The sequence below is a fragment of the Neptuniibacter marinus genome (assembly GCF_965223595.1).
Lineage (GTDB): Bacteria > Pseudomonadota > Gammaproteobacteria > Pseudomonadales > Balneatricaceae > Neptuniibacter > Neptuniibacter marinus.
Genome location: NZ_OZ245004.1, coordinates 528806 through 541107, shown reverse-complemented (window position 1 = coordinate 541107; position 12302 = coordinate 528806). Strand labels below are relative to the sequence as shown.

General features: G+C 46.6%; 4 protein-coding genes, 2 tRNA genes, 3 rRNA genes and 1 pseudogene. 1 reads left to right on the top strand and 9 read right to left on the bottom strand.

Translation table 11 applies throughout. The features are described from left to right. The first annotated feature begins 30 nt into the window (after positions 1-30). Entirely contained in the window at positions 31-333 is a 303-nt protein-coding gene (locus tag ACOQOE_RS02545) for a YhbY family RNA-binding protein (RefSeq protein ID WP_067868174.1), read from the top strand. A 56-nt stretch (positions 334-389) separates the two neighbouring features. On the opposite strand, the gene greA is transcribed toward ACOQOE_RS02545, so the two are convergent. From greA to ACOQOE_RS02500, 9 genes and pseudogenes are all read right to left on the bottom strand, one after another. Then, positions 390-866 carry a transcription elongation factor GreA gene (greA, locus tag ACOQOE_RS02540; RefSeq protein WP_420554833.1) on the bottom strand — a complete coding sequence of 159 codons (477 nt, stop codon included), beginning with the start codon at positions 864-866 and terminating at the stop codon, positions 390-392. 1 nt (position 867) lies between these two features. Then, positions 868-4076, bottom strand: a pseudogene (gene carB / locus ACOQOE_RS02535) (carbamoyl-phosphate synthase large subunit). Positions 4077-4177: 101 nt separating this feature from the next. Next, positions 4178-5311, bottom strand: a complete 1134-nt coding sequence (gene carA / locus ACOQOE_RS02530; RefSeq protein ID WP_420554832.1) for a glutamine-hydrolyzing carbamoyl-phosphate synthase small subunit — start codon at positions 5309-5311, stop codon at positions 4178-4180. 198 nt (positions 5312-5509) lie between these two features. Next, the gene (locus ACOQOE_RS02525; protein WP_420554831.1) at positions 5510-6301 is read right to left on the bottom strand and encodes a substrate-binding periplasmic protein; all 792 of its coding nucleotides are present in this window, start codon (positions 6299-6301) and stop codon (positions 5510-5512) included. 178 nt (positions 6302-6479) lie between these two features. Next, positions 6480-6595: ribosomal RNA gene (rrf, locus tag ACOQOE_RS02520) — 5S ribosomal RNA — on the bottom strand. A gap of 151 nt (positions 6596-6746) precedes the next feature. Then, positions 6747-9634, bottom strand: a 23S ribosomal RNA gene (locus ACOQOE_RS02515). A gap of 231 nt (positions 9635-9865) precedes the next feature. After that, a tRNA-Ala gene (locus ACOQOE_RS02510) sits at positions 9866-9941 on the bottom strand. Between the two features lie 293 nt (positions 9942-10234). Beyond that, a tRNA-Ile gene (locus ACOQOE_RS02505) sits at positions 10235-10311 on the bottom strand. 82 nt (positions 10312-10393) lie between these two features. Then, positions 10394-11934: ribosomal RNA gene (locus tag ACOQOE_RS02500) — 16S ribosomal RNA — on the bottom strand. Together the 16S, 23S and 5S rRNA genes with 2 tRNA genes alongside form the textbook arrangement of a ribosomal RNA operon. Between the last annotated feature and the right edge of the window lie 368 nt (positions 11935-12302).

Genomic DNA, 12302 nt, shown 5'->3' with positions numbered 1-12302 from the left:
TCAAAACACTTTAAGGCAGCGTATTTTAATATGAGCTTGAATCCTGAGCAAAAGAAGCATTATCGCACTCTTGGTCACAAACTAAACCCTGTTGTTACTGTAGCAGGTAAAGGATTAACTGAAGCAGTTCAACTTGAGGTCGATCGCGCTCTAGAAGATCACGAATTAATTAAAGTAAAGTTTGCTGTTGGTGATCGAGATACAAAGAAACTCATTATACGCGAACTTTGCTCAATCGTTGAAGCAGAACTAATACAAGAAATTGGACATATAGCGCTCATCTACAGAAAAGCGTTAGAACCTAATCCTAAACTATCTAATCTTCTTCGTTAAGAATTATCTATATACAAAAAAGGGGCGCCAACTGGCACCCCTTTTTATTTATTGCTTTAGATGTGAGCAACTTCGTCAATTTCAAATTCATTCGCACCACCTGGCGTCTGAATATTAACGACATCACCCTCTTCCTTACCAACTAAACCTCGTGCTATCGGGGAATTTACAGAGATTTTACCCGCCTTGATATCAGCTTCATCATCCCCAACAATCTGATAAGTTTTAGACTCGTCAGTATCGAGATTAATGATCGTCACTGTTGTACCAAAAATAACCTTTCCGCTCGGCGGTATTGTGGCAATATCGATGACTTGGCAGTTTGATAATTTAGATTCTAATTCCTGAATCCGCCCCTCAATAAAACCCTGTTGTTCACGCGCAGCGTGATATTCAGCATTTTCTTTTAGATCTCCGTGCTCCCGCGCTTCTGCAATATCAGCAATAACACGTGGGCGATCAACTGTTTTTAGCTGCTCAAGCTCAGCACGAAGCGCTTTCTCGCCAGCGGCCGTCATCGGTACTCTAATCATATTAGGCTCCTATGTCTTGGACACGACGAACTTCTTTCTCTTCGCCATATTGCAATGCCATGGTAATCGCTTCAGCACCCGCCAAGGTCGTTGTATAAGGAACTTTATGCTGAAGTGCACTACGACGAATATCAGCAGAGTCTTCAATTGCCTTACGACCTTCTGTCGTATTTATAATATAAGCAATTTCGTCATTTTTGATCATATCCACTATATTTGGACGACCTTCCATGACTTTATTGACAATTTTCGCCTCTAAACCATGTTTTTCTATTAATGCTGCAGTACCTCGTGTAGCTACAAGCGAAAAGCCAAGCTCAACAAGGTCTTTGGCAACCTGCATAGATGCTTCTTTATCGACTTCACGTACAGAGATAAATGCCTGACCCGCTTGCGGCATAGTTTCACCGGCACCAATCTGAGCCTTCATGAAAGCCTCACCAAAGGTACCACCTACACCCATCACTTCACCCGTAGACTTCATCTCTGGAGATAAAATGGGGTCAACGCCCTGGAATTTATTGAAGGGAAAAACAGCTTCCTTGACATTAAATAGTTTAGGCACGATCTCTTCAGTAAAACCAAGCTCTTTCAGCGGTTTACCGGTCATCACTTGTGCGCCAATTTTAGCTAACGATACACCAATACATTTAGACACAAATGGCACAGTCCGCGATGCACGAGGGTTAACCTCAATCACATAAATTTCGCCATCTTGGTAAGCTAACTGCGCATTCATCAAGCCAACAACACCCAGTTCTAATGCCATCTTGCGCATCATCTCACGCATCTCATCCTGCACATCAGCCGGAAGACTGTATGGAGGGAAAGAACATGCAGAATCCCCTGAGTGAACACCCGCTTGCTCTATATGCTGCATGATAGCGCCAATAACGACAGTTTCACCATCACATACAGCATCAATATCAATTTCGATAGCCGCATTAAGGAAATGATCCAATAGTACAGGCGCGTCATTAGAAACCTGAACCGCAGTTGTCATATAACGGCGCAGCTCTTCCTCTTTGTATACTATTTCCATTGCACGACCACCTAAAACATAAGATGGACGAACAACCAGAGGATAACCTAGTTTACCCGCTTCGATAATGGCTTCTTCTAAAGAGCGAACTGTCGCGTTTTCAGGCTGTTTAAGCCCCAAACGCTTAAGCATCTGTTGGAACTGTTCACGGTCTTCTGCACGGTCAATCGCTTCTGGTGACGTACCAATAACTGGCACACCAGCCTGCTCAAGAGCAACAGCGAGTTTCAATGGTGTTTGACCGCCATACTGAACAATTACACCTTTAGGTTTCTCAACGTGCACAATTTCCAAAACATCTTCAAGTGTGATTGGCTCAAAGAACAGGCGATCAGATGTATCATAATCCGTTGAAACAGTCTCAGGGTTACAATTAACCATAATTGTTTCAAAGCCATCATCACGAGCAGCAAGCGCAGCGTGAACACAGCAGTAATCGAACTCGATACCTTGACCTATACGGTTAGGGCCGCCACCGATAACCATGATTTTCTCACGATCTGTCGGGTTAGCTTCGCACTCTTCCTCATATGAGGAATACATATAGGCAGTATCGGATGCAAACTCAGCAGCACAAGTATCTACACGTTTATAAACAGGACGCACATCTAGATTATGACGATGTTTACGGAACTGCTTTTCTGATACGCCAAGCAGCTTAGCCAAACGCTCATCAGAGAAACCTTTACGCTTCAGTTTAAAGACCGCATCTTTATCTAGATCAGTCATCGCGATTTCAGATACACGTAGCTCATCTTTGATAATATCTTCGACTTGAACTAGGAACCACGGATCAATACCGCTAATTTCATACAATTCTTCGACGGTCATCCCTGAGCGGAAAGCATCGCCTAGATACCAAATACGCTCAGCGCCGGGCTCTTTCATCTCACGCACAATTGCAGCGCGAGCATCATCGCCTTCAATATCAATAATAGAGTCGAAACCAGTCGCACCAACCTCTAAGCCACGCAACGCTTTCTGCAGTGATTCCTGCAGTGTACGGCCAATCGCCATAACTTCACCTACCGACTTCATTTGAGTCGTTAGGCGATCATTAGCTTGTGGGAATTTTTCAAAGGTAAAACGCGGTATCTTAGTAACAACATAATCAATCGAAGGTTCGAAAGATGCAGGTGTACGACCACCGGTAATATCATTCTGTAGTTCATCCAATGTGTAACCAATAGCCAGCTTCGCGGCCACTTTTGCAATTGGGAAGCCGGTTGCTTTAGACGCTAAAGCTGATGAACGAGAAACACGCGGATTCATCTCTATAACGACCATACGGCCATCAACTGGGTTTACCCCGAACTGAACGTTAGAACCACCCGTCTCAACACCAATTTCACGCAATACCGCCAAAGAAGCGTTACGCATGATTTGGTATTCTTTATCCGTCAATGTTTGTGCTGGCGCAACGGTGATAGAGTCACCTGTATGTACACCCATTGCATCGAAGTTTTCAATTGCACAAACAATAATGCAGTTGTCGTTTTTATCACGAACAACTTCCATCTCATATTCTTTCCAACCAATCAGAGACTCATCGATCAATAGCTCTGTTGTTGGAGATAGATCTAAGCCTCGCTCACAGATTTCAATAAACTCTTCTTTATTATAAGCGATACCGCCACCGGTACCCCCCATCGTAAAGAAGGTCGAATAATACATGGAAAACCAAGCTGGGCCTGAACCTGAAGCGCTTCTTCCATGCTATGAGCAATAGCTGCACGAGGACACTCAAGACCTATAGCTTTCATCGCTTTATCAAAGCGGTTGCGGTCTTCAGCTTTATCGATAGTATCTGCATTAGCGCCGATCATCTCAACGCCATATTTTTCCAATACCCCTTCACGCTCAAGATCAAGCGCACAGTTCAGAGCCGTCTGCCCACCCATTGTAGGCAACAGTGCTTCAGGGCGTTCTTTCGCTATGATTTTTTCAACTGTTTTCCAATTGATAGGCTCGATATAAGTAGAATCAGCCATCGCAGGGTCAGTCATAATAGTAGCGGGATTAGAGTTAACAAGAATAACTCGATAACCCTCTTCACGTAGCGCTTTACACGCTTGCGCGCCAGAATAATCAAATTCACATGCTTGCCCAATTACAATCGGACCTGCACCAAGAATCAAAATACTTTTTATATCAGTACGTTTTGGCATCGGTATTAAACCAGTCGTATCAGTTAGAAGCTGAGGAAGGTGGACAATTCACACCCTCCCTGTATCGTTTCAAACAACCTAATTTTTAGGTTATAGATGACTTACGCTTTAGCTGCTTTCATATCAGCAATGAAGCGATCAAACAGAGGTGCTACATCATGCGGACCTGGGCTCGCCTCAGGGTGCCCCTGAAAACTAAAAGCTGCACGGTCAGTACGTTCAATACCTTGCAATGAGCCATCAAACAGTGACTTATGCGTTGCACGTAACGTCGCAGGTAGAGCATCCTCATCAACCGCAAAACCATGATTCTGAGAAGTGATCATTACCTGCTTACCATCCAAATCTTGGACTGGATGGTTAGCGCCATGATGACCAAATTTCATTTTCACCGTTTTAGCGCCAGATGCCAACGCTAGCAGCTGATGACCTAAGCAGATCCCAAAAACAGGTAGGTCTGTTTTGCAGATCTCGGAAATTGCAGCAATAGCGTAGTCACATGGCTCTGGATCGCCCGGACCATTTGACAAAAAAACACCATCAGGTTTCATCGCTAAGACATCAGCAGCTGGAGTTTTTGCTGGCACTACGGTTAAACGACAACCACGCTCGACCAACATACGCAAAATATTACGTTTGACCCCGTAATCATAAGCAACAACATGAAAAGGCTGAGACTTTGGATCAAGATCAGCATGACCAGAACCTAGCTTCCAAGTTGACGAGTTCCACTCATAAGCTTTTTCAGTCGTAACAGCCTGAGCAAGATCCATCCCCTTTAAGCCAGGAAAAGATTTAGCATCAGAAAGCGCCTTAGCTTCATCAATATCACCTGCCATAATACAACCACTTAACGAACCTTTCTCACGAAGTATTCGAGTTAAGCGACGCGTATCAATGTCTGCAATACCTACAATATTGTTATCTTTCAGATAATCATCTAGGTTTTTTTCGTTACGAAAGTTACTCGCAACCAAAGGGATATCGCGGATAACTAAACCCGCAGCCCAAGTACGAGACGACTCTTCATCCTCAGTATTGGTACCAGTGTTACCTATGTGAGGATAAGTAAGGGTTACTATCTGACGACAATAAGAAGGGTCTGTCAGAATTTCCTGATAACCCGTCATAGAGGTATTAAATACAACCTCGCCGCTAGACTGCCCGTCTGCGCCAATGGCTACGCCCTTGAATATACTTCCGTCTTCAAGAGCAAGAATGGCTGGTCTCGCCAATTGAACCTCCTCGCAAAATGTGCACAACAAAATCAGAAACGATACGTGCAAAAAAGCGAGGCAAACCGAAATTCAGCCTCGCTTCCTTGTTAAGAAACTTGTACAAAAGGTTTGCTACAGGCAAACCGGCTGTATTTTATGCTATAAAGGCGCTTTCTGTCTATTCCGCAATTGCGAAAAGACTATAATTAAACAAAATTAATCCAAAAAGATACGCCAACTTTCAAAACCTTCAGATAACGCCTGATCCATAAAACCCTCAGCTTGCATATCGGCTATCACCACAGCCAAGCGATTTCTCAGGGCAAGCGTATTACATTTTGATTTTTTGGATACGGCTAAATAAAGACCCTCGGTACTAAGTGACGGATCCAGAATATCAAAGCGCCCCTTATAACCGAGCAACTCGGCATAAGCTAGACCGGGGTTCTTCTCATAAAGAACATAATCAGCGCGACCTCGATCAAGCATTAAAAATGCCTGCGCTAAAGAGGGGACATAAGTTAGGTCAAGCTTCTCTTTAGCATATTCATCAAAATCCTGGCCAAAACTATTGTTGATGACAGTCACACCATGCAAACCAATCAAATCATCACGAGAATCATAGGAGCCTTGTGTATTCGATTTCCGCCAAACCACACTGGCTGTCTTAAAGAAAGCAGGAGAAATATAATTCATATATATAGCCCGAGACTCTGTATAGAAAATACCCGCCATCAGATCCACCCTCCCGCGCTTCAGCATCTCCTGCGCACGCGCCCAAGACCCAACATCTAATACCTGAATAGTAATATCTAAGCGTCTAGCTATTTCATCCATCACCAGACGATTAGCGCCAACAACTTCTTCGCTAGGTTCGTGTTGGCGCCATAAATAAGGAGAATACTCCACATTACCTGCTGCGGTTAAAACAGTGCATTCATTCGCCCTTAGAGCAGACAAAGGCAACAATAAAAGACAAAGAGATAAAAGCACAAAACAGCGACTCAAACTGATAACCTCAAAACTAAGCAATTTATAATTGAGTATAAGCAGCAACAGCAAACACTCACAACTACTAAAAGGTAGCAGTACTTCCTAAGCCCTAACCAAAGCCCCACAAAGTCGTCCCAAGCCCCAGACGCAAAAAACCCCGGCTACATAGTAACCGGGGTTTCTCTAAATAAATGCTTGGCGATGACCTACTCTCACATGAGGAAACCCCACACTACCATCGGCGATATTGCGTTTCACGTCTGAGTTCGGGATGGATTCAGGTGGTTCCACAACTCTATGGTCGCCAAGCAAAACTGTCACAATTAAGATTCAAATTCATTTTGATTTAGAAGGGAGTCTGTTGTCTCAACCTTGTACTTTCTACACACGCTAATTCGTTACTCTCTATCGTGTTTATTCTCTACTTAATCAATCACTTGCCAAACGCCTTAGGCGTTATATGGTCAAGCCTCACGGGCAATTAGTATTGGTTAGCTCAACGCCTCACAGCGCTTCCACACCCAACCTATCAACGTCGTAGTCTTCAACGGCCCTTTAGGGGAATCAAGTTCCCAGTGAGATCTCATCTTGAAGGAGGCTTCCCGCTTAGATGCTTTCAGCGGTTATCCCGTCCGAACGTAGCTACCCGGCAATGCAATTGGCATCACAACCGGTACACCAGAGGTTCGTTCACTCCGGTCCTCTCGTACTAGGAGCAACTCTTCTCAAATCTCAAACGCCCACGGCAGATAGGGACCGAACTGTCTCACGACGTTCTAAACCCAGCTCGCGTACCACTTTAAATGGCGAACAGCCATACCCTTGGGACCGGCTTCAGCCCCAGGATGTGATGAGCCGACATCGAGGTGCCAAACACCGCCGTCGATGTGAACTCTTGGGCGGTATCAGCCTGTTATCCCCGGAGTACCTTTTATCCGTTGAGCGATGGCCCTTCCATACAGAACCACCGGATCACTAGAACCTACTTTCGTACCTGCTCGATGTGTCTATCTCGCAGTCAAGCACCCTTCTACTCTTGCGCTCATTGCATGATTTCCGACCATGCTGAGGGTACCTTCGTGCTCCTCCGTTACTCTTTGGGAGGAGACCGCCCCAGTCAAACTACCCACCACACAATGTCCCTGATCCCGCTTAGGGACCTAGGTTAGAACCTCAATATTACCAGGCTGGTATTTCAAGATTGGCTCCACTCTATCTGGCGATAAAGTTTCAAAGCCTCCCAGCTATCCTACACAAGTAATATCAAAGTCCACTGTGAAGCTGTAGTAAAGGTTCACGGGGTCTTTCCGTCTAGCCGCGGGTAAACGGCATCTTAACCGCTATTTCAATTTCACTGAGTCTCGGGTGGAGACAGTGTGGCCATCGTTACGCCATTCGTGCAGGTCGGAACTTACCCGACAAGGAATTTCGCTACCTTAGGACCGTTATAGTTACGGCCGCCGTTTACCGGGGCTTCGATCAAGAGCTTCGGACGAATCCTAACCCCATCAATTAACCTTCCGGCACCGGGCAGGCGTCACACCCTATACGTCCTCTTTCGAGTTTGCAGAGTGCTATGTTTTTAATAAACAGTCGCAGCCACCTGGTATCTTCGACCGGCCTCAGCTTAGGGAGCAAGTCCCATCACTAAAACCGGCGCACCTTCTCCCGAAGTTACGGTGCCATTTTGCCTAGTTCCTTCACCCGAGTTTTCTCATACGCCTTAGTATTCTCTACCTGACCACCTGTGTCGGTTTGGGGTACGGTTAGTTATAACCTGAAGCTTAGAGGTTTTTCCTGGAAGCATGGCATCAACTACTTCGTTCCATATAGGAACTCGTCATCGGTTCTCAGCCTAACAAGGACCCGGATTTACCTAAGTCCTTAGCCTACTACCTTAAACGCGGACAACCAACGCCGCGCTAGCCTAGCCTACTCCGTCACCCCATCGCAGTTATAATCAGTACAGGAATATTAACCTGTTTCCCATCGGATACGCTCTTCAGCCTCTCCTTAGGGGCCGACTCACCCTGCCACGAAAAGCGTTGGACAGGAACCCTTGGTCTTCCGGCGGGGAGGGTTTTCACCTCCCTTATCGTTACTCATGTCAGCATTCGCACTTCTGATATGTCCACGGTGCCTTACGGCTTCCGCTTCAACCACTTACAGAACGCTCCTCTACCATGCACTAAGTGCATCCGTAGCTTCGGTGTTATGCTTAGCCCCGTTATATCTTCCGCGCGGGCCGACTCGACTAGTGAGCTATTACGCTTTCTTTAAAGGGTGGCTGCTTCTAAGCCAACCTCCTAGCTGTCTAAGCCTTCCCACATCGTTTCCCACTTAGCATAAACTTTGGGACCTTAGCTGACGGTCTGGGTTGTTTCCCTTTCCACGACGGACGTTAGCACCCGCCGTGTGTCTCCCGTGATTGAACTCATGGGTATTCGGAGTTTGCATCGGGTTGGTAAGTCGGGATGACCCCCTAGCCGAAACAGTGCTCTACCCCCCATGGTTAGACACGAGGCACTACCTAAATAGTTTTCGAGGAGAACCAGCTATCTCCGAGTTTGATTAGCCTTTCACTCCTATCCACAAGTCATCCGCTGGCTTTTCAACGACAGTCGGTTCGGTCCTCCAATGCATGTTACTGCATCTTCAACCTGCCCATGGATAGATCACTCGGTTTCGGGTCTACTCCTAGCGACTGGACGCCCTATTAAGACTCGGTTTCCCTACGGCTCCGCAATTGCTTAACCTTGCCACTAAAAGTAAGTCGCTGACCCATTATACAAAAGGTACGCAGTCACCGTCCTAAAACGGCTCCCACTGCTTGTACGTACACGGTTTCAGGATCTATTTCACTCCCCTCACAGGGGTTCTTTTCGCCTTTCCCTCACGGTACTGGTTCACTATCGGTCAGTCAGGAGTATTTAGCCTTGGAGGATGGTCCCCCCATGTTCAGACAGGATATCACGTGTCCCGTCCTACTCGATTTCACAATAAATAAGTTTTTGAATACGGGGCTATCACCCACTATGGCGGCGCTTTCCAGCGCCTTCTTCTAACTACATTATTGCTTAAGGGCTAATCCCCGTTCGCTCGCCGCTACTTAGGGAATCTCGGTTGATTTCTTTTCCTCCGGGTACTTAGATGTTTCAGTTCCCCGGGTTCGCCTCTAATACGCTATGTATTCGCGTAAAAGATACCTATAAATAGGTGGGTTTCCCCATTCGGAAATGTCCGGATCAAAGCTTGTTTACCAGCTCCCCGAACCTTATCGCAGGTTACAACGTCCTTCATCGCCTCTGACTGCCAAGGCATCCACCGTGCACGCTTAGTCACTTGACCATATAACCCGAAGGCGTCTGGAATCATAGTAACTGATTAGTACAGTAACGATAGATTTCGCCGAATTGGCGCTTGTATGAAAAATACAAGTCAATCTAAATCAATGAATCTAAATCCAAATTGTTAAAGAGCGTTTAAAGCAAAAAAGCTTTAAAAGATAAGTCACTTAGTAAACAATCTTCACTAATTGAGCTATGTTTTAAAACTCTTAATCCTTAGACTGAAGAGTTATGGTGGAGCTATGCGGGATCGAACCGCAGACCTCCTGCGTGCAAAGCAGGCGCTCTCCCAGCTGAGCTATAGCCCCTTACTTGTCCTTTTCACTTTATACGGCGTTGCACTCGTCGCTCGCTCAGTTATTACCCATTGAGGGTAACGTCTTCGCTCGCTCCAGCGTGCGCCTTGTCTAAAGCAAAAATGACTGCGTAAGTATTCTGCCTAGCAGGTTGTAGAGTGATGCAATATGGATCGGCCTGAGTGGACTTGAATCACTGACCTCACCCCCCTTTCTTTTATAAAGAGTGGGGTGCGCTCTAACCAGCTGAGCGTCTTTACTCTCAGTTCTAACTGACCACTTACTTAAGATTTTGCCAGTAAAAGTGGTAGGCCTGAGTGGACTTGAACCACCGACCTCACCCTTATCAGGGGTGCGCTCTAACCAGCTGAGCTACAAGCCTTCAATCGGTTAGAACTAATTCGCTCTCTTCACTTTCTGATCAGATAATTCGTGTGAACGCTTGCCAAGATTCGGCTTTCGTTTAAGGAGGTGATCCAGCCCCAGGTTCCCCTAGGGCTACCTTGTTACGACTTCACCCCAGTCATGAACCACACCGTGGTAACCGCCCTCCCGAAGGTTAAGCTAGCTACTTCTGGTGCAATCCACTCCCATGGTGTGACGGGCGGTGTGTACAAGGCCCGGGAACGTATTCACCGTGGCATTCTGATCCACGATTACTAGCGATTCCGACTTCATGGAGTCGAGTTGCAGACTCCAATCCGGACTACGACCGGTTTTATGAGATTAGCTTACCTTCGCAGGTTCGCAGCCCTCTGTACCGGCCATTGTAGCACGTGTGTAGCCCAACTCGTAAGGGCCATGATGACTTGACGTCGTCCCCACCTTCCTCCGGTTTGTCACCGGCAGTCTCCTTAGAGTTCCCACCATTATGTGCTGGCAAATAAGGACAAGGGTTGCGCTCGTTACGGGACTTAACCCAACATTTCACAACACGAGCTGACGACAGCCATGCAGCACCTGTCTCAGAGTTCCCGAAGGCACGAAACTATCTCTAGTAACTTCTCTGGATGTCAAGAGTTGGTAAGGTTCTTCGCGTTGCGTCGAATTAAACCACATGCTCCACCGCTTGTGCGGGCCCCCGTCAATTCATTTGAGTTTTAACCTTGCGGCCGTACTCCCCAGGCGGTCTACTTATCGCGTTAGCTTCGCCACTAAAAGATCAAGTCTTCCAACGGCTAGTAGACATCGTTTACGGCGTGGACTACCAGGGTATCTAATCCTGTTTGCTCCCCACGCTTTCGCACCTCAGTGTCAATATCGGTCCAGGTAGTCGCCTTCGCCACTGGTGTTCCTTCCTATATCTACGCATTTCACCGCTACACAGGAAATTCCACTACCCTCTACCGTATTCTAGACTGGCAGTATCAGGTGCAGTTCCAAGGTTGAGCCCTGGGCTTTCACATCTGACTGACCAATCCACCTACGCGCGCTTTACGCCCAGTAATTCCGATTAACGCTCGGACCCTCCGTATTACCGCGGCTGCTGGCACGGAGTTAGCCGGTCCTTCTTCTGTCGCTAACGTCACAGTATGCACGTATTAAGTACACACCTTTCCTCACGACTGAAAGTGCTTTACAACCCTAGGGCCTTCTTCACACACGCGGCATGGCTGCATCAGGGTTTCCCCCATTGTGCAATATTCCCCACTGCTGCCTCCCGTAGGAGTCTGGACCGTGTCTCAGTTCCAGTGTGGCTGATCATCCTCTCAGACCAGCTAGAGATCGTCGCCTTGGTGAGCTCTTACCTCACCAACTAGCTAATCTCACGCAGGCTCATCCAATAGTGCAAGGTCCGAAGAGCCCCTGCTTTCCCCCGAAGGGCGTATGCGGTATTAGACCAAATTTCTCTGGCTTATCCCCCGCTACTGGGTAGATTCCTACGCGTTACTCACCCGTCCGCCGCTCGTCAGCATCTAGCAAGCTAGATCTGTTACCGCTCGACTTGCATGTGTTAGGCCTGCCGCCAGCGTTCAATCTGAGCCATGATCAAACTCTTCAGTTTAAATCATATAGTGTCACCAGGAATGTGGTGACGGCTCTAGCACTAAACAACCGGATTGCATTCGAAAATGCAAAACCTATTGTAAATCGTTTTAAATGAATTCACTTGGTTGCTTGTCTAGAAAATAAAGCTATTTGCTTCATCTCAACAAGCGCCCACACGAATTATCTGATCAAATTGTTAAAGAGCGTTGCTTGGAACCAACCTAACGCTGCGAAGCGTTTCGTCTCAAGCGAGGCGCATATTCTACCTTGCGCCGCCTTAAAGTCAACCGTTATTTTGTGTTTTTCTGAATTAATTCTCAATCAATTCCAACACAACAACCAACCTTGAAACTTTCAAACCAAACCCAACAAAACCAAAGGTTT

Bases quoted from the DNA above. Each gene is read 5' to 3' on its own strand.
- ACOQOE_RS02545 (WP_067868174.1), top strand. From the start codon at position 31: ATGAGCTTGAATCCTGAGCAAAAGAAGCATTATCGCACTCTTGGTCAC.
- greA (WP_420554833.1), bottom strand. From the start codon at position 866: ATGATTAGAGTACCGATGACGGCCGCTGGCGAGAAAGCGCTTCGTGCT.